General features: G+C 68.0%; 19 protein-coding genes. 6 read left to right on the top strand and 13 right to left on the bottom strand.

Features of this window, described 5'->3' with window-relative positions:
- Nucleotides 1-86 precede the first annotated feature (86 nt).
- From AC1GI4_RS02845 to AC1GI4_RS02835, 3 genes are all read left to right on the top strand, one after another.
- Nucleotides 87-764, top strand: a complete 678-nt coding sequence (locus AC1GI4_RS02845; RefSeq protein ID WP_479628468.1) for a response regulator transcription factor — start codon at nucleotides 87-89, stop codon at nucleotides 762-764.
- Nucleotides 742-2,103 carry a sensor histidine kinase gene (locus AC1GI4_RS02840; RefSeq protein ID WP_479628467.1) on the top strand — a complete coding sequence of 454 codons (1,362 nt, stop codon included), beginning with the start codon at nucleotides 742-744 and terminating at the stop codon, nucleotides 2,101-2,103. Before AC1GI4_RS02845 ends, AC1GI4_RS02840 begins: the two co-directional genes overlap by 23 nt.
- 111 nt (nucleotides 2,104-2,214) lie before the next feature.
- Complete coding sequence (locus AC1GI4_RS02835; protein WP_479628466.1) at nucleotides 2,215-2,877, top strand: Dps family protein; 663 nt, start codon at nucleotides 2,215-2,217, stop codon at nucleotides 2,875-2,877.
- A 70-nt stretch (nucleotides 2,878-2,947) separates the two neighbouring features.
- On the opposite strand, the gene AC1GI4_RS02830 is transcribed toward AC1GI4_RS02835, so the two are convergent.
- The 6 genes from AC1GI4_RS02830 to AC1GI4_RS02805 all read right to left on the bottom strand — a co-directional run bounded on the left by AC1GI4_RS02830 (nucleotide 2,948) and on the right by AC1GI4_RS02805 (nucleotide 11,160).
- On the bottom strand, nucleotides 2,948-3,112 hold the full coding sequence (locus AC1GI4_RS02830; protein ID WP_479628465.1) for a response regulator: 165 nt from the start codon (nucleotides 3,110-3,112) through the stop codon (nucleotides 2,948-2,950).
- Nucleotides 3,113-3,174: 62 nt separating this feature from the next.
- On the bottom strand, nucleotides 3,175-4,620 hold the full coding sequence (locus AC1GI4_RS02825) for an efflux transporter outer membrane subunit (protein WP_479628464.1): 1,446 nt from the start codon (nucleotides 4,618-4,620) through the stop codon (nucleotides 3,175-3,177).
- Nucleotides 4,613-5,800: an efflux RND transporter periplasmic adaptor subunit gene (locus tag AC1GI4_RS02820; RefSeq protein WP_479628463.1), complete on the bottom strand. Its 1,188-nt coding sequence runs from the start codon at nucleotides 5,798-5,800 to the stop codon at nucleotides 4,613-4,615. Before AC1GI4_RS02820 ends, AC1GI4_RS02825 begins: the two co-directional genes overlap by 8 nt.
- Complete coding sequence (locus tag AC1GI4_RS02815) at nucleotides 5,793-9,014, bottom strand: efflux RND transporter permease subunit (RefSeq protein WP_479628462.1); 3,222 nt, start codon at nucleotides 9,012-9,014, stop codon at nucleotides 5,793-5,795. Before AC1GI4_RS02815 ends, AC1GI4_RS02820 begins: the two co-directional genes overlap by 8 nt.
- 132 nt (nucleotides 9,015-9,146) lie before the next feature.
- Nucleotides 9,147-10,481, bottom strand: a complete 1,335-nt coding sequence (locus AC1GI4_RS02810; protein ID WP_479628461.1) for a sensor histidine kinase — start codon at nucleotides 10,479-10,481, stop codon at nucleotides 9,147-9,149.
- A 7-nt stretch (nucleotides 10,482-10,488) separates the two neighbouring features.
- A complete protein-coding gene (locus AC1GI4_RS02805) occupies nucleotides 10,489-11,160 on the bottom strand; it encodes a response regulator transcription factor (RefSeq protein ID WP_479628460.1) in 672 nt (223 codons plus the stop codon).
- A 134-nt stretch (nucleotides 11,161-11,294) separates the two neighbouring features.
- Here AC1GI4_RS02805 and AC1GI4_RS02800 point away from each other — a divergent pair, with 134 nt between their 5' ends.
- Nucleotides 11,295-11,549 carry a hypothetical protein gene (locus tag AC1GI4_RS02800; RefSeq protein ID WP_479628459.1) on the top strand — a complete coding sequence of 85 codons (255 nt, stop codon included), beginning with the start codon at nucleotides 11,295-11,297 and terminating at the stop codon, nucleotides 11,547-11,549.
- A gap of 123 nt (nucleotides 11,550-11,672) precedes the next feature.
- Here AC1GI4_RS02800 and AC1GI4_RS02795 read toward each other — a convergent pair whose 3' ends face one another.
- The 5 genes from AC1GI4_RS02795 to AC1GI4_RS02775 are packed head-to-tail and all read right to left on the bottom strand — an operon-like array spanning nucleotide 11,673 to nucleotide 16,920.
- A complete protein-coding gene (locus AC1GI4_RS02795; RefSeq protein ID WP_479628458.1) occupies nucleotides 11,673-12,329 on the bottom strand; it encodes an alpha/beta fold hydrolase in 657 nt (218 codons plus the stop codon).
- A gap of 34 nt (nucleotides 12,330-12,363) precedes the next feature.
- The gene (locus tag AC1GI4_RS02790) at nucleotides 12,364-13,011 is read right to left on the bottom strand and encodes a YjbE family putative metal transport protein (RefSeq protein ID WP_479628457.1); all 648 of its coding nucleotides are present in this window, start codon (nucleotides 13,009-13,011) and stop codon (nucleotides 12,364-12,366) included.
- Nucleotides 13,012-13,015: 4 nt separating this feature from the next.
- Nucleotides 13,016-14,317: a CitMHS family transporter gene (locus AC1GI4_RS02785; protein ID WP_294270493.1), complete on the bottom strand. Its 1,302-nt coding sequence runs from the start codon at nucleotides 14,315-14,317 to the stop codon at nucleotides 13,016-13,018.
- 33 nt (nucleotides 14,318-14,350) lie between these two features.
- On the bottom strand, nucleotides 14,351-15,847 hold the full coding sequence (locus AC1GI4_RS02780; protein ID WP_479628456.1) for an OprO/OprP family phosphate-selective porin: 1,497 nt from the start codon (nucleotides 15,845-15,847) through the stop codon (nucleotides 14,351-14,353).
- Nucleotides 15,844-16,920 carry an ABC transporter substrate-binding protein gene (locus AC1GI4_RS02775; RefSeq protein ID WP_479628455.1) on the bottom strand — a complete coding sequence of 359 codons (1,077 nt, stop codon included), beginning with the start codon at nucleotides 16,918-16,920 and terminating at the stop codon, nucleotides 15,844-15,846. Before AC1GI4_RS02775 ends, AC1GI4_RS02780 begins: the two co-directional genes overlap by 4 nt.
- Before the next feature lie 100 nt (nucleotides 16,921-17,020).
- On the opposite strand from AC1GI4_RS02775, the gene AC1GI4_RS02770 reads away from it, so the two are divergent.
- Nucleotides 17,021-17,686 carry a response regulator gene (locus AC1GI4_RS02770; protein WP_294270486.1) on the top strand — a complete coding sequence of 222 codons (666 nt, stop codon included), beginning with the start codon at nucleotides 17,021-17,023 and terminating at the stop codon, nucleotides 17,684-17,686.
- Nucleotides 17,676-19,115: a sensor histidine kinase gene (locus AC1GI4_RS02765; protein WP_479628454.1), complete on the top strand. Its 1,440-nt coding sequence runs from the start codon at nucleotides 17,676-17,678 to the stop codon at nucleotides 19,113-19,115. The genes AC1GI4_RS02770 and AC1GI4_RS02765 overlap by 11 nt, the downstream gene beginning before the upstream one ends.
- 96 nt (nucleotides 19,116-19,211) lie before the next feature.
- Here the strand turns inward: AC1GI4_RS02765 and AC1GI4_RS02760 are convergent, their stop codons facing one another.
- Both AC1GI4_RS02760 and AC1GI4_RS02755 read right to left on the bottom strand, forming a co-directional pair.
- Nucleotides 19,212-20,993 (bottom strand): methyl-accepting chemotaxis protein, encoded by a 1,782-nt coding sequence (locus AC1GI4_RS02760; RefSeq protein WP_479628453.1) that lies wholly within the window; start codon nucleotides 20,991-20,993, stop codon nucleotides 19,212-19,214.
- Nucleotides 20,994-21,258: 265 nt separating this feature from the next.
- Nucleotides 21,259-22,332 (bottom strand): DUF2332 domain-containing protein, encoded by a 1,074-nt coding sequence (locus tag AC1GI4_RS02755; RefSeq protein ID WP_479628452.1) that lies wholly within the window; start codon nucleotides 22,330-22,332, stop codon nucleotides 21,259-21,261.
- Between the last annotated feature and the right edge of the window lie 39 nt (nucleotides 22,333-22,371).

The following is a 22,371-nucleotide window of genomic DNA, read 5'->3' as shown; positions in this document are numbered from 1 at the left end:
GCTTGCAGCCTTTTGTTCGGAATGACTATCAATACTAAATCGTAATTTCATTGACGACGTCCGCTCTCTGTTGCGATCACGGTGACATGACGCGGATATTGGTGATCGAGGATGATGCGGGCACGGCGGAGGAGATCCAGCTGGAGCTGCGCGCCGCCGGGCATGAGGTGTGCCATGCCGCCAGTCTCGGCTCGGCGGCCGCCCTTGTCGACGGTGCGGATTTCGACCTGCTGATCCTCGACCGGCAGCTGCCCGATGGCGAGGGGCTGGCGCTGCTGTCCGACCTGCGCGCGCGAGGGCAGCATACGCCCGCACTGGTGCTGAGCGCGCTGGGCAGCCTGGACGACCGGGTGCGCGGCCTGCGCGCGGGGGGCGACGACTATCTGCCCAAGCCGTTCGCCTTGGTCGAACTGATCGCGCGGGTCGAGGCGCTGCTGCGCCGCCCCAACGACACGCGCGAGACGAGGCTGATCGCGGGGCCGCTCGACCTCGACTTGCTGGCGGGCAGCGCCACCCGCGCCGGGCGCGATCTGGCGCTGTTGCCGCGCGAGCTGAAGCTGCTCGATTATATGGTGCGGCGGCCGGGGCGGATCATCACCCGCTCGATGCTGCTCCAGGACGTCTGGGGCTATAGTTTCGAGCCCAATACCAATGTCGTCGACGTCCACATGGGTCGGCTTCGCCGCAAGGTGGACGGCGAGGGCGAGGCGCAGCTGATCCGCAACGTGCGGGGGCAGGGTTATGTCTTCGATCTTCCCCACTGATCCGCGCGCGCGGGCGACCTGGCGCTGGGGCAGCGCGCTGGCGGCGATGCTGGTCCTGCAATCGCTGGCGCTGGCGGCGGTCTTCTGGGTGCTGGCGCATGACAATCACCGGCGCGAGATCGAGCATCAGTTGAGCGACGACTGCACCTTCTTTCGCCTGACCCCGGCGGAGGAGCGGCCCGAGGAACTGCGCGAGAAGCTGGACCGCGATCTGCACCGCGACCTGTTCCTGGCGCTGTTCGATGCGGACGGACGACGGATCGCGGGCAATGTTGCGCGGCTGCCGCCGGGCGCGCCGACCGGCAGGTCGTTCGTCGCCACCGTCGTCCCCACCGAATTGCCGGGCAAGCACCGCGACGAGGCGCGGGTGCAGCTCTGTCCGATGCCTGACGGTACGCGCCTGCTGATCGGCGTCGATCTGGACGATACGGTGGCGTCGATGCGGCTGGTCGGCCAATCGCTGCTCGTGGGGCTGGTTCCGGGAATCCTGATGGCGCTGGTCTTCGGGCTGATCGCCGGGCGGCGCGCGGCGCGGCAGGTCGATGCGGTTCGCCGCCTGACCGAGCGGATCATGGCGGGCGACCTGTCCGGGCGGCTGCCGGTGCCGGGCAATCCCGACAGTTTCGGGCTGCTGTGCGCCGACATCAACCTGATGCTCGACCGGCTGCAGTTGCTGGTCGGCGACATGCGCGGGATTGGCGATGATATCGCGCACCAGCTGCGCACGCCCCTGACGCGGCTGCGCGCCCGGGTCGAGCGGGGGATGCGCGACGATCGCGACCGCGATGCCTTTGCCGCCACCGCCGAGGCGACGCTGGCCGATGTCGACAAGCTGCTGGGCATCATCGCGGCGCTGCTGCGCATCCGCGAGCTGGAGGATCATGCCCGCCGCAGCCGCTTCGCGCCCGTCGATCTGGCCCGGCTGGTCGAGGATGCGTGCGATCTGCACCACCCGACCGCGGAGGATCGCGGCATCACCCTGTCCTATGCCACCGAGCCGGTGCCGCCGGTCGATGGCGATGCCAGCCTGTTGATCGAGGCGGTGTCGAACCTGATCGACAATGCGATGAAGTTCGGGCCGGTCGGCGGCGCGGTGCGTGTCACCCTGGGGGTGCAGGGGCGCGACATCGTATTGAGCGTCGCCGATGACGGCATCGGCGTGCCCCCAGCCGAGCGCGCGCTGGTGCTGCAACGCTTCTATCGCGGGCGCGCCGATCAGCCGGGGGTGGGACTGGGCCTGCCGCTGGTCAAGGCGATCGCCGATCTCCACGGCTTCGGCCTCGCCTTTGCGGCCCATGGCAGTGCCGTTTCGATCATCTGCCCGGGGGCAACAAAATAAACATAAATTTATAGAACCCTATCCCGATGGTCGCGTTCACCGTCCGCCGATCAACGGCCTGAGCCGAAGTTCATTCCCCCGGCTGAGCCCCTTATCGAAGGAACAGGAACGATGCGTTACGCTTCGCTCGCGCTGGTCGCGTGCCTCTTTGCCGCGCCCGCTTTCGCCCAGACGGGTGACACCCAGACGGGCAACGGATTTCCGCAAAACAGCTTGTCCAGCCAGCCGCATGGCGGCCCGCAGGGCGAGGCCCAGCGTGCCTCGATCATGGCGCTTCAGCAGACGCTGATCGAACTCCAGCAACTTCAGCTCCAGACCAAGCAGGCGCATTGGAATGTGTCGGGCACGCTGTTCTACCCACTGCACGAGCTGTTGCAGGACCATCATGACGGCGTCGCCAAATATGCCGACGAAGTGGCTGAACGGCTGCTGGCGATCGGCGCCTCCGCGGATGGCCGCGCCAACACCATCGTGCGTTCCAGCCGCGTGCCGGAAATGCCGGGCGGCTTTATCGACGATGCCCAGGTGATCGGCTGGTTCGCGACCAACTACCGCGTGGTCAGCGACGAGGTCGGCCAGGGCATCAAGGCCAGCGAGGATGGCGACCCCACCACCTCCAACCTGTTGCAGGAAGTGCAGCACGCGATCGACAAATATCAGTGGCAGATGCGCGCCATGATGCAGCCGACCCCCACCGACGCCAATAACGGCGCGGACCTGAACGGCGGCCGCCCGGTACCGCCGATGGCCCGCACGGCACCCGCCGCGCGATAAGCGTCGACGCCCGTCGCGCTCGACCTGATGCCGGGGACGCGGGGCCTCGCCGCTGGCGGTGCCCCGCCGTCTAATCGCGGCGATCCGGCTGGCCCGGTCGTCCCATGTCGAACGGGTTGGCGAGATAATTGTCCGCGCCCCTCGTCAGCCGCGTGATCCGGACCTTCACCGACAGGCTGTTCAGGTCGGGCAGCATCCGGTCCTGCACGACGGCATCCCAACACCGCTGCCGCAAACATCGGAGAACGGCAAAAGGGCGCGGCGCCGTCAAGACATTGTCTGGCTTCCAACAGGCTATCATCGGCGTCCATCGACCCGAGAGAGGGGATCCCCTCCGCCCAACGCACGGGCGAGCGCGACGCTGGCTGTCAGGCGTTGCGTCCGAAGCGACAGGGCACTTTGCTGGTCCCGGAGAAGGCTTTCCTGGGCGGTTGTCACGTCGAGATAGGTGGCGGCACCTTTGATGTAGCGGTCCAGCGCAATCGCACTGGTCCCGGCGGCGGATTTTACCGCCTGATCCTGCGCCGATTGGGCCTTATCCAGATAGTGCAGCGTCGCCAGCGCGTCCTCGACATCCTGGAACGCGCCCAGGGCGCGGGCGCGATAGTCGGCGGCGGCGGCGTTCCAGTCGGCGCGCGCGGCGGCGACATCGGCCCGGCGCTTGCCGCCGTCGAACAGGTTGAGGATCGCGCCCGGCCCGATCGCCCAGAAGATATTGGGGGCCGCGATGAGGCCCGCCAGCGCCGTGCTCTGGAACCCGCCCGCACCGCCCAGCGTGATCTGCGGGAAGAATGCCGCCTTGGCGACGCCGATCCGCGCATTGGCCGCCGCCATCCGCCTTTCGGCTGCTGCGACATCGGGGCGGCGGGCGAGCAGGGTCGAGGGGAGGCCGACCGGGATCGCGGGCAGGGCCAGCGGCGTGTCGCGGCGGGGGATCGAGAAGGTCGAGGCGGTTTGCCCGACCAGGCTGGCGATCGCATGTTCGCTGACCGCCCGGTCCGCCTGCAACGCGGCATATTGCGCCCGCGCTTCCCCCAGCAACGCGCCCGCGCGGCCGACATCCATGCCGGTCGCGATGCCGCCGCGGAAGCGGTTGCGGGTCAGGGCATCGGCCCAGGCAAAGGCGTCGATCGTCTGGGCGAGCAGCGCGAGCTGCTGGTCCTGGTCGCGCAGGCGGACGAAATTGGCGGCCAACTGCCCCTGCAACGCCAGCTTGACCGCCGCCAGATCGTCGCGACTGGCCTGGGCGAGCGCGCGGCCCGAGGCGACCGAGTTGCGCACGCGCCCCCACAGATCGGCCTCATAGGATATGCCGCCGCCCAGCGTCGCGGCGGTGTAAAAATCGGGTTGCGACCCGCCGCGCAACGGGCGCTCGTCCGATTGCCGGTTGCGGATCAGGCCGGGCGTCAGCTCGACGCGCGGGAACAGCCCCGAACGCGCCCCCGCCAGGGTCGCCCGCGCCATGTCGTAACGCGCCAGCGCGCCCGCCAGCGTCGGATTGTCGCTGTCGATCCGCGCCTCCAGCCGGTCGAGCAGCGGATCGCTGAAGCCGGTCCACCAGGCGGCGGGCAGCGCGGTGTTCGCCGGATCGACCGGCTTCCACACCGGGTCCCCGGCGCCGGGCATCTCCTTGAACGCGACCGGGGCGGTCAGCACCGGCGGATGATAGGCGGGGGCCATCGAACATCCGCCCAGCAGCACCAGCGCGGCCCCCGCAAGCCAGCGGGACAGGGGCTTAGCCATGACGATTCTGCCCCACGCGGACCAGCTCGCCCTGCGCCAGCGAGTCGGGCGGGTTGTCGACGATCTGTTCGCCGGGGCTGATGCCCGACAGGACCTGCACGGTCGGGCCATTGTCCTGCCCGATATGGACCTGGTGCATCACGATATGCCCGCGCGGATCGACCGTGGCGACCTGCGCCCCGCCCGCGCCGAACAGGATCGCGCTGGACGGCACCTGCGTCGTGCCCGCCTGTCCGGGCAGGTCGAACCGCGCCTGGGCATAGCCGCCGGGCTTCAGCAGGCCATCGGGATTGTCGGCGAGCAGCTGGACCCGGAAGGCACCCGATTGCGGGTCGACCGCGCTCGACAGGCCCGCCACCGTCGCGGTGAAGCGGCGTCCGGGAAAGGCGGGGACGGTCAGCGTCGCGGTCATGCCCGGCCTGATCGTCGCCGACAGCGACTGCGGGACGCTGACATAGACGCGGATCCGATGCGTGTCGGCGACGCCGAACATCGGGACCTGCGCGGCGGCACCGGGCCCGACCAGATCGCCGACCTCGGCATTGCGCGCGGTCACGACCCCGGCAAAGGGCGCGCGGACGACGGCATAGCGCTTCATCGCCTCCAGCCGCGACAGGGCGGCGCGCGCCTCGGCGACACCGGCGGTCTTGACCGCGAGGTCGCCATTCTTCTCGTCGACCTCCTGCCTGGACACCGACGAGGTGGTCAGAAGATCGGCCCAGCGGGCGGCGGTGCTGCGCGCCAGCTTCTCATGCGCCAGCGCGCTGGCGAGTGCGGCGCGCGCCTGGCCGATCTGCTCGTCGAGTTCGGGCGTGTCGATCACGCCCAGCGGCTGTCCCGCCGCGACATGCGCGCCGATGTCCTGCGACCAGCTGCGCACATAGCCGGCGACGCGCGGGAACAGTCGTGCGGCTTCCCAGGCCTCCAGCGTGGCGGGCAGGTCCAGCGCCTCGCTCGCCGCGCCGCCCTTGACGGGGATCAGGTGGACGGTCGGGATGGCATTGGCGGTGGACCAGCTGGCCGCCGCCGCGACGTCATGGCTGCGGGACAGGGCACCGACGCCGACGATACCGATCGCCAGGATCGCGGCGGTGATACCGGCGGCCTTCAGGCCCTTGGGCGCGGGCGTGTCGGCCGACACAGCTGGGGCCGGGTCGGGGGCCGAGGCGGCGTCATGCATGGATGGCTTCTCCGATGGGCATAAGGGGGGAGGGCGCGGCCGCCTTCTGGCGGCGGTGCGCGATGGCGAAGACGACGGGGACGAAGACCAGGGTGGCGAGGGTGGCGCACAGCAGACCGCCGATGACGGCCCGGCCGAGCGGTGCATTCTGCTCGCCGCCCTCGCCCAGGCCCAGCGCCATGGGGGCCATGCCGATCATCATCGACAAGGCGGTCATCAGCACCGGGCGGAAGCGGGTCGCGCCCGCCTCCATCGCCGCCTGGATCGCGTCGCCGCACGCCGCCAGCCGCTCTCGGGCGAAGCTGACCACCAGCACGCTGTTGGCGGTCGCCACGCCCATGCACATGATGGCCCCGGTCAGCGCGGGCACGCTGAGCGGCGTGTGCGTCGCGAACAGCATCCACACGATCCCGGCGAGCGCGGCGGGCAGGGCGGACACGATCACCAGCGGATCGATCCAGCTCTGGAAGTTCACGACGATCAGCAGATAGATCAGGATGACCGCCCCGGCGAGGCCGAGGATCAGGCCGGTGAAGGCGGTGTTCATCGTCTCAACCTGTCCGCGCATCGCGACGCTGGCGCCCTTGGGCAACTGGCCCTTGGTCTGGGCCAGGACCTTGTTGATGTCGGCGGCGACCGCGCCCAGATCGCGCCCCTGCGGCGTCGCATAGACGTCGAACACCGGCTGCACCGCATAATGCGAGACCAGCGCGGGGCTGGGTTCGCGGTGCAGCGTGCCCAGCGCCTGAAGCGTCTGGAAGCTGCCCGGCGTCGTGCCGGTGATCGGCAGATTGTCGAGCTGTTCGATGGTGCTGGCGCGATATTGCGGCGACTGCACCACGATCGGATAGGACACGCCGTTCTTGGGGTTGAGCCAGAAGGTCGGCGCGACCTGCGAGCTGCCCGCCAGATTGACCGACAGGCTGCGCGTCACGTCGTTTTCGGTGATGCCCAGCCGGCTGGCCTGCGCGCGGTCCACGTCGACGGCATATTCGGGATAGTTGGAGGCCTGTTGCAGGCGGACATCGGCGAGCCCCGGCACCTTCGACAGGCGGTCGACGAGCATCCGGGCATAGGCCTCGTTACCCTTCGTGTCGGGCCCGGCGACCTGCACGTCGATCGGGGCGGGCGAGCCGAAGTTCAGGATTTGGCTGACGATGTCGGCGGGCAGGAAGGCGAAGGACGAGCCGGGGAAATCGCGCGGCAGCTGTTCGCGCAGCGCCTTGACGAACTCGGCGGTCGGGCGATGGTCTTCCTTCAGCGTGACCAGGATGTCGCCGTCCTGCGGGCCGACGCCGCCGGTGTTGGAATAGGCGCGGTTGATGCCGCTGACCGGCAGGCCGATATTGTCGACGATGGTGTCCAGCTGGTCGGCCGGGACGATCTGGCGGATGCGGTTCTCGATATGGTCGAACAGCGCGGCCGTCTCCTCGATCCGGGTGCCGACGGGCGCGCGGACATGGAGGCTGATCTGCCCCGCATCAACCGCGGGGAAGAAGTTGCGGCCCAGCATTGGCACCAGCGCGAACGACATCAGCACCAGGACCATGAAGCCGATGACGAAGGGCCGCCGCCGGGCGAGCGCGAAGGCAAGGAGGCCGGTATAATAGCCGCGTACCGCCTCGAACCGGCGCTCGAAGCCATGCTGGAACCGGCGCAGCGGATTGCGGCTCTCCGGGCGTCCCGCCTGCGCGTCGTGGCTGACCATCACCTCGGCGGTGTGCGGGCCCGCGTGGTCGCGCAGCAGATAGTTGCCCATGGTCGGCACCAGCGTGCGCGACAGGACGAACGAGGCGATCATCGCAAAGACCACCGCCATCGCCATGGGCGCGAACAGGAAGCCCGCGACGCCCGGCAGGAAGAACATCGGCACGAAGGCGATGCAGATGCACAGCAGCGAGACGAAGGCGGGGCCGACGATCTGCCGGGCGCCGTCCAGGATCGCCTCGCGCACCGGCTTGCCCTGTCCGAGGTGCCAGTTGATGTTCTCGATCGTGACGGTCGCGTCGTCGACCAGGATGCCGACCGCCAGCGCCAGCCCGCCCAGCGTCATGATGTTGAGCGTCTGCCCGGCCAGCGACAGCCCGGCGATGGCGGCCAGGATGGCGAGCGGGATCGAGGCGGCGATGATGACCGTCGAGCGCCACGAGCCGAGGAACAACAGGATCATCAGGCTGGTCAGCGCGGCGGCGATCACGCCCTCGCGCATCACGCCCGACACCGCCGCCTTCACGAACACCGACTGGTCGGACAGCGGCTTGACGCTCAGACCCGGCGGCAGCGTGGTCTCCAGCTTGGGCATCAGCGCCTTGACCTGATCGACGATCGCGATGGTCGAGGCCGAACCGCTCTTCAGGACGGTCATCAGGACCGAGCGCGCGCCGTCGACCCGCACCTCGTTGCGCTGCGGCGGCGATCCGTCGCGGACATGCGCCACGTCGCGCATCAGCACGGTCGTCCCGTCGATCGTCTTGATCGGCAGGTCGTTGAGATCGTCGATCGCGTCCGGGCTGTTGTTCAGGCGGAGATTATATTCGTACTGGCCGATCTTGGCGGTGCCCGCGGGCACGATCTGGTTCTGCTGCGCCAGCGCGTTCGCGACGTCGGTCGCCGACAGTCGGTGCGCCTGGAGCGCGGCGGGATCGAGGTCGATCTGGATCTGGCGCTCCTTGCCGCCATAAGGCGAGGGGATCGCCGCCCCCTGCACCGAGGCCAGCGCCGGGCGGATCATGTTCTGACCCAGGTCGTAGATCTTCTGCTCGGACAAGCCCTTGCCGGACAATGCCAGTTGCAGGATCGGCACGGTCGAGGCGTTGTAGTTCAGGATCAGCGGCGGGGTGATGCCCGGCGGCATCTGCTTCAGCACGGTCTGCGAGGCGGACGTGACCTGGGCGGTGGCGGTGCGGATGTCGACGCCGGGGCGGAAGAAGATCTTCACGATGCCGACGCCCGACAGCGACTGGCTTTCGATATGGTCGATATCGCCGACGGTCGAGGACAGCGAACGCTCGTAATAATAGATGACGCGGCCCGACATGTCGCGCGGCGGCAGGCCGCGATAGGTCCACACCGCTGCGATCACGGGGATGCGGATGTCCGGAAAGATGTCGGTCGGCGTCTCGACCGCCGCGATGCCGCCGCCCAACACGATCAGAATGGCCAGAACGACGAAGGTATAGGGCTTGGCGAGGGCGAGCTTGACGAGCTGAAGCATGGGCGTCCCGGTGACCGTCAGGGAGGGGCGGTGTCGGCGACGGCGCGGGGATCAAGGGGGTGGGGAACCCGCAGCGCGTCGCCGACGGCTGCTCATCGCGCCAATCGCGGGCGCAGGCGACTTAAATGAATTTCACACCGGGCGCGGCAGCGCGATGCGCACGCAAAGTCCTGGCCCGGCATCGGACAGGCTGAGGCGAAACCCATGCAGGTGCAGGATCGCGACAACCAGGCTGAGGCCCAGGCCGCTGCCCGGGGTATCCTGCGCCCCTTGTCCCCGGTGGAATCGGCGCAGAACGGCATCGCGCTCGTCGGCTGCGATGCCGGGGCCGTCGTCGCGGACCTCGATGGCGCGTCCATGGGCGTCGTCGACCAGGGCAATGCCCACCCGGCCGCCGGGACGCCCGAACTTGATCGCATTGTCGAGCAGGTTGCTCAACGCCTCGAACAACAGCTTGTCGTCGCCCTCCACCGACCAGGATCTTGCGGTGACCGACAGGGTGATGTCGCGATCCTCGGCCAATGGCTCGTAGAGATCGGCGACCTGGCTCACGAGGGTGCCCAGATCGATCGTGCGGAACCCCGCGCGGCGGCGCCCCGCCTCCAATTCGGAGATGCGGAGCAGGGCGGCGAACCGCTCCAGCACCAGATCGAGGTCGCCGGTCGCTTGGCGGATGCCCGCCGCCACCCCGCCCACGTCATGGGGATGATGTCGCAGGGCGTTCAACGTGGCGCGGACGCGGGTGAGCGGCGTCCGCAGATCATGGGCGATGCCATCGGTCGCGCCCTTGACCTGGGCAACGACGCGGCCGACCTCTTCGACCGTCGCATTCACCGTGGCCGCGAACTGGTCGAGTTCGTCATGCCGCCCCGCGATCGGCATCCGGACAGAGAAGTCGCCCGCCGCAATCTCCCGGCTGGCGCGTTGCAGGGCGCGCACCCGGCGCAACGGCGCGCGGCTGAACCCAATCGCCGCTGTCGCGACGCATAACAGGGTCAGCAAACCGCTGACGATCAGGGTTTCGAGGATGGTGTGGCGCAGATCGCGCAGCAGGCTGATGTCGCGTCCGACCAACAACGTCTCGCCCTGCCCGGTACGCAGCGCGACCAGGCGGAAGGGGCCGCGTGACCCGTCCTCGACATCGACAGGCCGGCCGGGCGAGAGTGGGCGCAGCGGTCGGACATTGCCGACGATCACGGTGCCATCGGCCGCGATCAACGACAGATAATTGAAGCCAGCCCGATCGCGCCGCAGTTCATATCGCACGCGATCGGGTAGCTGCTCAGCAGGCACCCGCAACAGGCGCTGGGCGGCGGCGTGCAGGATGCGATCACTGCGCGCGGTCAGGTCGCGGGCGGTGGCAAGATAGACGACGCCCAGCATCGCGATCAGTCCCACGACGAACACCGCCCCCAGCATGGCCGAGAGGCGGAACGTGCTGATCCGGATGATATCGCGCCAGCGCAACGTCTCCTCAGCCTTCGAAGAGATAGCCCTCTCCCTTTACCGTCTGGATGGGAGAAGGGCGACCGGGGCGATCGATCTTCTTGCGCAGCCGGGCGATATGCACGCTGATGAGGTTGGCCCCCGGATCGAAATAATAGCCCCAGACGCGTTCGAAGATGATCCGCCGCGTCATGACCTCGCCCCGGTTGCGCATCAGGAACTCCAGCAGCCGGAACTCCATGTGCAGCAAGCGAACAGGCTCGCCGTCCACCCTGACCGTGCGGCGGACCAGATCGCATTCGATCCCGCCGCCGCGCAGCACCACCGCCTCGGCTTGCTCGCGCCGCCGGAGCAGCACTTCGACCCGCATCGCCATTTCGGCGAAGTCGAACGGCTTGGTCAGATAATCGTCACCGCCCGCGCGCAGCCCGGCGATCCGCTCGTCGACGTCGCTCAAGGCGCTTAGCATCAAGACCGGGATGGTGATGTGCCGCTCCCGCAGGCGAGCGACCAGGGTCAGGCCGTCGAGTCCCGGCAGCATCCGGTCCAGCGTGATCGCGTCGAAGGCCTCTCGGGTAGCCAGCTCCAGTCCGCTTTCGCCATCGGCCGCCCGGCTCGCGACGTGTCCGTGGCGTTCGAGTTCGGCCATGACCGCGACCGCGGTGGCGTCGTCGTCTTCGATGACCAGAATGGCTGCCATGTTTCGCGGCATAGCCCCACACGCGTGTTGCGGCCAAGGCACATCGCCGCGGGTGAAATTCATTTAAGTCGGCAGGCACGGCCTTTGGGGCGACAGAGGAGGCACCTCAGAATTTCGATGCCAAAGGGTTCCCCATGCGTTTCCTCCGTTTCCGGACGATGCTTCTTCCGTTTGCCTTGGCGGCCGCCCCGGTCGCGGCCCAGAACCAGCGGGACATGAGCAACGATTGCTTCGACGTGGCGGCGCCCATGGCCGACGCGACGCCCTGCTACGAACCGAGCGCACATACTCTTCCCCATGGCGCTCATCACGATCGGAACGCGAACAAGACAGTCGCGAAAAAAGCAGGGATGTCTAGCGGCGCCACGCCAAGGAAGCTGGTGAAGTAGCAAGGCGCTCAGTACCGGCATTCGATGGATCGGTGTGCGATCGACCGAAGCGGCTTAGCCCCCACGGATCGACGTCACCCCAATCCATGATCATTCGCGCCTATAAGGTGAGAATGGCGTTCCTCAGCTTTGCAGCCAGTCGCGCAAAAGCATCGTCACTTCACCGGGGCGTTCGATGGGGGCCAAGTGGCCACAGTTGCGGATTTCGTGGAAGCGTGCGGCCGGAATGAGCGCCGCAAGCTGGCGTGCATCGGCGGGCAGGCAGATGCGGTCGTGCTCGCCCACCGCGACCAGCGTCGGCACGCGAACCGCCGCAATGGCGGGGCCGATGTCGGGCCGGGCGAGCAGCGCGCGCTGCTGGCGTTCGAAGACGATGGCGCCGACGCGTTCGGCCATCGCCTGGACGGGGCCACTGACGATCGGGCTGAGGGTCGGATCGGCGTGCGGCGCCGTGGCGAGCAGACCCTGGTCGGCGACGGTGCGCGGGCGCATCTGCATCGAGGCGCGGGTGCCGAACAGCGCCACTCGCTCCACCCGGTCTGGCGCCTGGCGAATGATCTCCAGCGCGACATAGCCGCCCAGGCTGACCCCGGCGACCGCGAAGCGCGGCGGGGCATGGGCGAGCACACGCGCCGCCATCGCCTCCAGCGTGTCGTCGACGGTCAGGTCCCCCAGCATCGGATGGGTGATGTCGCTGAGGTCGACGATCTGTCTGGCCCAGAGCTGTCCGTCGCATCCCATGGCGGGCAGCAGGACGAGGGGCGGCGCGTTGCGGATCATGTCTGTCTCTTCCGGAATGGAGTGAGCGGTTGGGTCAGGTGAACAGGGTCAGGAGGCCGCGTGCCGGGTCGGTCAACCCTTCCCAGATCATCTTGCCCGCGACCCACAGGATGACGAGCAGTCCGACATAAGCGAGCCAGCGATAGCGCTCGATCACGCGCGCCAGGACATTGGCGGCAAGGCCCATCAGCGCGACCGACAGGATCAGGCCGATGGCTAGGATGCCCGGATGGTCGCGCGCCGCGCCCGCGACCGCCAGGACATTGTCGAGGCTCATCGAGATATCGGCGACCGCCACCGCCCAGGCAGCGGCCCAGAAGCGGCGCGGGGCCTGTTCGGTGAGGGGATCGTCTTCGCCCGCACCGCCGCGCAATTCTCGCCACATCTTCCAGGCGACCCAGACCAGCAACAGCCCGCCCGCCAACACAAGCCCGACGATCTGGAGTAGCTGCGTCACGACCAGTGCGAAACCGATACGCAGGACGAGGGCAGCGATGACCCCGACCAGGATCACCTTGCGCCGCATCGCCGGGGGCAGCCCCGCCGCCAGAGCGCCGACGACGATGGCGTTGTCGGCGGCCAGCAGGACGTCGATCATGACGACCTGGGCAAAGGCGGCGAGCGCGGCCGGAGAGCCGATCGCGGAAAAGTCGGCGACGATATGCTGCCAGAGCGTGTCCATCGGATCAGCCCATCAGCGGGAAGGCGAGCACCGCCATCCCGACCAGCGTCATGACCACGCACACCACGGCGGCGGGGACCAGCGTGAACCGTTGGTGATCGGCTAGGTCGATGCCCGCCAGGCTGACCAGCAGATAGGTTGAGGGCACCAGTGGGCTGAGCAGATGGACCGGCTGGCCCATTAGCGAGGCGCGGGCGATCGCCATCGGCGACACGCCGTAATGCGCGCCCGCCTCGGCCAGGATCGGCAGCATCCCGAAATAGAAGGCGTCGTTCGAGATGAAGAAGGTGAAGGGCAGGCTGAGCAGCGCGGTGATCGGCGCCATGTAGGGCCCCAGCACCGGCGGGATGAACCCGACGACTTCCTTGCTCATCGCCTCGACCATGCCCGTGCCCGACAGGATGCCGGTGAAGATACCGGCGGCGAAGATCAGCGAGACGACCGACAGGACGTTCCCGGCATGGGCGGCAATCCGCTCCTTCTGTTCTGCCACCTGCGGATAGTTGACGATCATGGCGATGGCGAAGGCCAGCATCATCAGCACCGATAGCGGCAGGATGCCCGAAACCAGCCCGGCGATCAGCGCCAGGGTCAGCGCCCCGTTGAACCAGCGCAGGTGCGGGCGGCGGGCCTCCGGGAATTGCGACACGGCCATGCCGGTGAAGGCGGTCGGCTCATTGGCCTTCACATGGCCGATGCGGCGGCGCTCCTTGCGGCCGAACCAGATCGCCAGGCCGATGAGGAAGGCGAGCCCGGCGATCATGCCGGGGATCAGCGGCAGGAACAGCGTGGCAGGATCGAGCTTCAGCGCACTGGCGGCACGCGCGGTCGGGCCGCCCCAGGGGGTCAGGTTCATGATGCCGCTGGTGCTCATGAGCAGGCAGCACAAGTACAGCCGGTTCATGTCATAGCGCTTGTAGAGCGGCAGCAGCGCGGCGATGGTGATGATGTAGGTCGTCGACCCGTCGCCATCCAGGCTGACGATCGCGCACAGCACGACGGTGCCGATCAGGATCGCCATCGGATCGCCGTGCACGACCCGCAACAGCCGGTTGACCAGCGGATCGAATAGCCCGGTATCGGTCATGATCGAGAAGAACAGGATGGCGAACAGCAGCATCACGCCGGTCGGCGCGAGGTTCTTGATGCCGTCGATCATCATGTCGCCAATGCCCGATGCGAAACCGGCGATCAGGGCGAAGGCGGTCGGCACGACGATCAGCGCGACGAGCGGGGTCATCCGCTTCGTCATGATGAGCGTCATGAAGGTGGCGACCATCAGGAAGCCAAGCAGGGCAAGATCCATCGAAGGATGCTCCGTGATAGGAGAAAGGGGCGTTTAGAAGGTGACGGCGATGCGGGTGCCGATCGTCTCGCCGCTGTCGGGGCCGGTATAGGTCCCTGCGCGATTGTCGGTGTCCCAATGCACCCAGTTGAACTGGAGCCGGGTGAAGCTGTTGAGATACCAGTTGACGCCCGCCGTCGCGGCCCAACCGCGCCCGCCGGTCAGGAGGCTGGTATAGTCGAGGTTCTCATAGCGCGCGGTCAGCTCGATCGCACCGGGGCCCCCCTCGAAGATCGGCTTCAGGACGCGCGGCTGGCCGAAACTGCCGAGACGCGGGTTGTACGGCGGCAGGTCGCCGGTGACGAACCAGCCGCCTGACAGGCTCCACGCCTTGCTGAGGAAATCGGGACGACCGCCGGTCAGGCGCGCGCGGCGCTCGCCCGCTTCGGCCATCACCCAGACCGGGCCGACATAGCCGCCCAGCTCGGCACCATAGCCCGTGGTGCTGCGCCCACCGAGCAGCGCGCCGGTCGAGACACGCAGCGCGCCGTTGAAGCGGCCGCCGATCACGGTGTTGCGGGTCAGCGTGGTCGCCGCCGACGACAGCGCCTCGTCGAACCCCCAAATGCCGAGATGCAGGACCGAATGGTCGCTCTTGACCGGGTTCCAGTGTGCGCGACCCAGCACGGTGCGGCTGTCGTTCGTCGCCTGGTTGCCGTCGATCCGGTCGCCGGTGAGCGTCAGCGACGCATGGCCGGTCTTCCAGAACAGGCGCGGCATGATGCCGACGCCGTAGAAGCCGCGCTGCGGGATGATCGCGGTGGAGACAACGGTGCGCTCCATGAACGGCGTCGAATCTGATCCGGTCGAGCCTTCGAACCCGCGATCGTTGAACAGGTGCCCGGCGCGCAGGTCGTAATCGAGGCCCGGCCGGATGCGGTTGCGCCAGCCGATAAAGGCGGTGACGATATCGACGTCGTTCTCAGAAAAGTCGGTTTCGAACTGGTAGAAGAAGTGGGTGCCAACTCCGCCTTCCAGACCCAGACGCAACGCGCGCATGCCGGTCGTCGTGATGTTGCGCCCGTCATAGGCCGATCCGAAGGTCGAGCTGACATCGGTCAGGATGCGGCCGCGCGGCTTGAACGTGTAGATGCCGTCGGCCGAGTGGAAGACTGGGAGGCCCGCGCCCCATTCCGTCGTCACGCCCGCCGCATTGGCCTGCCGTGCCTGCGCCACGTCGCGTTCGGCCGGGCCGGGGGGTACCAGCTGCGGCGCGAAGGGGCGGGTGACGGTATCGCGGCCGATCGTGTCGCTTTGCGCCAGTTGCGGGGCGGACGGGGTGGTCGGGGCAGGGGCCGTGGCGGCGACTGGTGCGGGAGCGGTGGCGGTCGTGCCCTCCAGCCGGTCGAGCCGGGCGCGCAGGGTCGCGATCTCGGCAGCCTGCTGGCGGACCAGCGCGGCGAGGTCGTCGTTGCTCGGCGTCTGGGCCAGGGCGGGGGTGGCCGCCATCAGGGCGACCAGCGCGGTGGCGGTTCGGATCGGGGTCATCATTTGGGGGCCTCTTGAGCAAGAGTGGCGCGCCAGTCGGCCAGGAAGCGGCGGCGCTTGATCGTGTCGAGATTGACGAGAAGCTGCGGTCCGACGCGGATCGGGCGCTGCTGTTCGGCGGACAGGCGGGGGGCGCGGACATCGGCGCGAACCGGCAGCAGCCATTGCCGGGCGAGCAGCGTCTGCCCGGTTCGCGACAATAGGAAGTCGAGGAACAGCCGCGCTGCCGCCGGGTGACGGGCATCGCGGGCGATGAAGGCGACGCGCGAGGCGATGATCGTATAGTCGCGCGGGAAGACCACCCGGATATTCGGGTCGCGCATCGCGCGGGTCAGCGCATAGGGGCCGACGACATTGTAAGCGATGGCGATCCGCCCCGCCGACACCGCGTCCAGCATCGGCTCGGTGGTGCGCGACAGCATCGGCCGGGTCGCGGCGATCGCCTGCACCAGCGAGCGGGTGTCGCGGGTGATCGCATGATCCTCGGTCAGATAGAGGTAGCCCACATTGGACCCCGCAGGGTCATAGGTCGCGACCTTGCCCATCAGGGCGCCGCGACGGGTGCGCAGCAATCGCTCGAATGCCTCGTGCGTGCGCGGCACCTGTCCGGCGGGGATCAGGCGGCGGTTGACGACGAAGGCGACCGGCTCTGCGGTGACGCCGTAGCCCATATTCTTCCACACCGCCGTGGCGGGGAGCGCGGGCTTTTCGGGGCTGAGATAGGCTTGCGCATAGCCGTCGTTGATGAGCTTGGCCTGAAGGTCCATCGCCGACGACCAGACCAGATCGGCCCCGGGTGTCCTGCCCCGTGCCTCGGCGACGACGCGGTCGTAGATGGTGCTCGATTCCAGGTCCAGATAGCGCACCTGGACGCGGGGATAGGTGCGGCGAAAGGCGGCGATCAGCGGCTGCATCGCGGCGGTGTCGGCATTGCCATACACGCGGACCTCGCGCTCGCCCCGCGCCTCGGCGATCAGTGCGTCATAGGAGCGGGGATAACCGGCCGGGCGCTGCGCATCGGCGCGAGCGGGCACCACGGCACCCAGCATCAGCATCGATAGAATTACCAGTCGCATCGTTCAGGTCCTCTCGCTTCCCGCCTCTGAGTTCGGGTAAGCTCAATGCCATGGATTATCCCGCCAAGCTGTCATCCGCCTTTCACGGAAGGTCCGCGCCGTGCGAATTCTGATCGTCGAGGATGATGCGGCGCTGGCACGCGGGATCGTCGCGTTGCTGCGTGCGGCGGGGCATGCGGTCGATCATGTCGCGACCGGAGAGGATGCGCTGATGGTCGCGGCGGACGAGGCCTATGCGCTTGTCGTCCTCGATGTCGGGCTGCCGGGGGTCGATGGCTTTTCGGTGCTCCAGACGCTCAGGCGGCAGGGCAACCGGGTGCCGGTGATGATGTTGACCGCGCGCGATGCGCTGGACGACCGGGTGCGCGGCCTGGACCTGGGTGCCGACGATTATCTGCGAAAGCCCTTTGCCCCAGAGGAACTGGAGGCGCGCATCCGCGCGCTGGGGCGGCGGCGCGGCGGCGATCCCACGCCCGAGCTGGTCGTCGGGGCGCTGATCCTCGACCGTTCGCGCGGTGCGGCTCGGGTCGGCGAGCGGACACTCGATTTGCGCCGTCGCGAATGGGCGGTCTTGGACGCGCTGGCGACCCGCGCGGGGCAGATCGTGCCGAGAGAGACGCTCCAGTCCGAGGTGTTCGGCTATGACGAGCCGGTTGGCCCCAACGCCATCGAAGTGAATATCACGCGGTTGCGCGGCAAGCTGGCACCCGATGGTCCGGCCATCCGCACCGTGCGCGGGGTCGGCTACATGCTCGATGCCCAGTAACTTCGGGCGCGGGAAGGCGCTGGCGCTTCGCACCCGGCTGCTCGCGGCCATGCTGGCGCCGATGCTGGCGATCGCGGTGTTGCTGGGGCTGGCCGGGGCGACGCTCATCGCCGATGTGGTCCGCCGCACCAACGATCGCGTGCTGGGCGGCGCGCTGGGCGCGATTGCCGAGACGGTGCAGGTCGAGCGGGGCGAGGTGACGCTCGACCTTCCTGCCGCCGCCTTCGGGATGCTGGAGAATAGCGAGCGCGACAATGTCTATTACCGGATCGCGGTGGGCGGGCGCCTGCTGACCGGCTATGCCGATCTCTCCGCGCCGAACATCGCCGAACTGGCGCTCGACACGCCTCGCTTCCGTTTCGCGCGCTACCGCGATCAGGATATCCGTATCGCCGAGGTGCGCCGCACGCTGCCAAGGATCGAAGCGCCGGTGATCGTGCAGGTGGCCGAGACGCTGGACGGTCGCCGGGCGCTGCAGCGGCGGCTGGTGATCGCGCTGGTGCTGGGTGAGTTGCTGCTGGTGGGCGTGGCCATGCTGCTGATCCGCCCGGCACTGGCATGGAGCCTGCGGCCGCTGGCGGGCCTGCGCGGGGCGGTGGCGGCGCGGGATACGCGCGCGACGCCGGACCTGTCGCCGCTCGACACCGGGCCTTTGCCCGTCGAGCTTCGCCCGCTGGCGGATGCGTTCAACCATCTGCTTGCCCGGCTGGACAGTGCGACCGCCGGGATGCGCCGGTTCACGGCGGATGCTTCGCACCAGATGCGCACGCCGCTGACGGTACTGAAGGTACAGGTGGCGCTGGCACGCCGGGGCAGCCCGGAGGCGCTGGGCGAGATCGCGGCCGCCGCCGACCGGCTGGAACATCTGGTGACCCAATTGCTGGCGCTGGCCCGTGCAGAGGAGGCGGGCGTCGCGCCACCGCGCGAGCGGGTCGACCTGCGCGAGGTGGCGGTCGCCGTCATCAACCGCCGGATCGCGCAGGCGATCGACGCAGGCGTGGACATTCATCTCGATGCACCGACCGACATCGCGATTGCCAGCCACCGCACGCTGATATTCGAAATCCTGTCCAACCTGCTCGACAATGCGATCCGCTATAATCGTCGTGCTGGCCAGGTGACGCTGACCGTCTCATGCGAAGACGGAAAGGGGCCTGGGATCGTGGTGGCGGATGACGGCCCCGGCCTGCCCGATGCCGAACTCGTCCGCCTGGGCGAACGCTTCACTCGCCTTTCCAGCGCTCGCGACACCGAGGGAAGCGGCCTGGGCCTCGCCATCGTGCGATCCGCCGCGTCGCGCCTCGATGCGACGCTGGATATCGTCAGTACCCGGCCCGGACTGCGCATCACGCTGGGCTTCGAACCTGCCGCCGCGATCGCGGCGATTGGGGGCGCCAAATCAGATGGACCGTCAGACGGGCTTCGTTGAATAACGCTCCGCTCCGCTACTCGGACGACCTGGCGTCGACCGGCTGGACAGCCAGGCGCGCGTCCAGCCCATTTTCCCGCAAGGTGCGGCGCGGCGTCAGGCCGCGCGCATGGTGGCGGAGTGACCGTAATCGTCGGGGCGGTACCGGGCCGTCGACGTGGACGCCATCGGCATGGTGGCCAGGTCGACGTTGAAGCGCATCACCGATGCCATCAGCGTTCCGCATTCCTGAGCCAGCAGGCTGGCGGCCGCGGTCGATTCCTCGACCATGGCGGCGTTCTGCTGGGTGACCGAGTCGATCTCGCCGATCGCGATGTTGACCTGACCCAGGCTGTGCGCCTGCTGCTCGGATGAGCGGGCGATCACGTCCACGACGGTGCTGACGTCGGAGACCTTGCCGATGATGCGTTGCAGCGCATTGCCGGTTTCGTCGACCAGCACCACGCCCGAGCGGACATGCTCGATGGCGGACAGGATGCGCGCCTTGACGTCGGAAGCCGCGTCGGCGGAGCGCTGGGCCAGCGCGCGGACTTCGGAGGCGACGACCGCGAAACCCTTGCCCGCATCGCCCGCCCGTGCCGCCTCGACGCCTGCATTGAGGGCGAGCAGATTGGTCTGGAACGCGATGCCGTCGATGACCGTGATGATGTCGACGATCTCACGGCTGGCCTGGTCGATGCCGTTCATGGCGGTGATCGACTTGGCGACGATCTCGCCGCCCTTTTCGGCCTCGTCGCGCGCCTCGGTCACTGCGCGATTGGCTTCGCTGGCACTGATGGCGCCTTCGCGAACGCCCTGAGTGATCTCACCGACGGCGGTGGCGGTTTCTCGCAGACTGGCGGCCTGCTGCTCGCTGCGGGCCGAGAGATTGTCGGTGGCCTGGCGGATTTCATCGATATTGGAACGGATGCTTCCCGCGCTGCCGCGCACATCGCTGGTCAGGCCCGACAGGTTCTGGACGGCGCGGTTGAAGTCGGCCGATAGCTGATGGAACGCCGGGGGCAGGTCGGTCAGGCGGACGGTCAGGTCGGCCTCGGACAGGCTGTGCAGGCCGGAGCCGATCGCCTGCAACGCCTGCTCGCGCTCGCGGTCGTCGCTGACCTTGGCCTTGGCGGCATCGCGGAAGACGACGACGGCACGCGCCATATCGCCCAGTTCGTCACCGCGCTCGCTTCCCGGCACGTCGATGTCGTTGCGACCACGCGCGAGCTCGGCCATCAGCCGGGTGAGGGCGGTGATCGGCCGGGCGATGCTGCGGCTGAGTACCATCTGGAGCGTGATGACGACACCGATCAGCATCAGGCCGCCGACGACCAGGGCGATGATCGCGGTGCCGATCGCCTTTTCCTGCGAGGCGGCATTGCTGGCGATCGCGGCGGTTTCCTGATCGCGGATGGCGCGGAGCGGCAGCACGATATCGCTGGTCAGCACGGCCTTGCCCGCATCGCGAACCGCCTGCTGCGCTTCGTCGCGGCGCCCGTCCTTGACCCAATCGGTCAGCCGGTCACTCCATGTCCGCCGCCACTTGGCCTTCTCGGCATTCGACTTGGCGAGCAGGTCCAGTTCGTTCTGGTCGGTCAGCATCGCGGCCAGCTCGCGGCTGGTCGTGTCGTACTCCTTGCGCGCTTCTTCGTAGGATTTGAGGTAGCTCTTGTCTGCGGTGACAAGGAAGCCGCGCAACTGGCTGTTTTCGCGCAGGATCGATGTCTCCAGGGTCAGCGCCTTCGCATAGACCTCCTGGGCATGGTTGTTCCGCGCGGTTGCGCTGCGGATTTCCCAGATATTGGCAAAGAACACGATCGTCATGACCGCGGCCGACAGGCTGACGATCAGGAACGATACACCCAGCTTCTTGGGGATGTTCATGTTCGTAAGCATTATGCGTTTCTCTCAACAGGTCGGAACGGGGACGATGCGGGAGCGGCGATGGGGTTGTCGTGATGAAGGCCGTAGGACGAAGGGGCGCTCTGGGCGTCAGGTATGCACCAAGCAGTGGCGGGTGCCGTAAGATACGGCGGCGATGTCACCGCCCGATGCCTGTTCACCATATCCTAAGTCAGCCTTTGGTTTCGTCGAATAATCGTTACAGATGCGAAGTTAATTATGGGTGAAGCGGCCGGTTGTTATCGTCAGCCTTGCTGCCTCATCCGCCGATCCACGCGATCCACGCTCCATAGGGATGGCAACGGGCAATCACGCGGTCGCGGCCATCGGGCCAGGAACGCAGGCGCAGCTCGACCCGTTCGCGTGCATCGTCCCATTCGAAACCGATCGTGGCGAAGGGGCGGTCGGGGGTCGCGGATGCTCCGGCGCTCTGCACGCTCGCCTCGATACGCGCGCGATCCTCGGCGCTCAGATATTGCAGGACCATCGAATGCAGCACGACACGGTGGCGATGATCCGCTTGCGTGTCGGTGAGCCGTTCCGCGAGCCAGCTTGCCGCATCGCCGACCTCCAGCCGTGGCGGATGCCCGCGACCGATCTCCAGGGCGCGTTCCAGGCGCTCGGCCCGCTCGGGCTGGTCGGCGAAGATGAAGGAGGCGAGCCGCTCGCACGCGGCCGGATCGTTGACGTCGAGCGGGTGCAGGTCGACGCCGCGCGCTTCGGCTACCGTCACGACGGCATCGGGGGGCGGGGAGCCCCTCCATTCAGGTGCAATCCGAACGGTCGAGTCGGGCTTGCCCGTCCGGACGCCGCCCAGGTCATAGGCGTAGCGCGTCAGATTGAGGTTGAGCCCGGCACTCGCCCCGATCTCGAACAACTCGAAACCGTGGCCGTACTCCTTCGCCAACACCATCAGGGCGGCATGCAAGGCGGCGGCCCGGCCGATCTCGTTGGTCTGCGGTACCCGCAGCAACCAGTCGACCAGGAACTCGTCATGGGCGGCCAGGGCCAGTGCGACCGCGTCGTCGAAGCGGTCATGCTCCCCGGCATAGAGGGCGGCAAGCTGCGGCTCGGCACCGCGGCGTGCCAGCGCGTGCAGGGCGGCGTTGATCCGCATCGCGATGGCCGAGGACGCGGCGGTATCGCCCCAGGATCGGATCAGCGCGGCGCTGAGCGGCGCCTTGTCGAGCTGCCGGTCCACCGCCGCCAGCAGGTCGGCGACGAAGGGCGTGCCGATCGCCCGCATGACCAGCGATTGCCGGTACAATTCGCTCGGCGAAGCGATCGGATCATCCGAACCCGGATACATGGTGGGGAAACGCTCCGGCTGCATCGGTCGCCTATGACGCCGCAAGGGATATGGTGGCAATAC

The sequence above is a fragment of the Sphingomonas sp. 77B genome (assembly GCF_056497825.1).
Note: the sequence above shows the minus strand (reverse complement) of the source record. Positions and strands in the feature narration are given on the sequence as shown.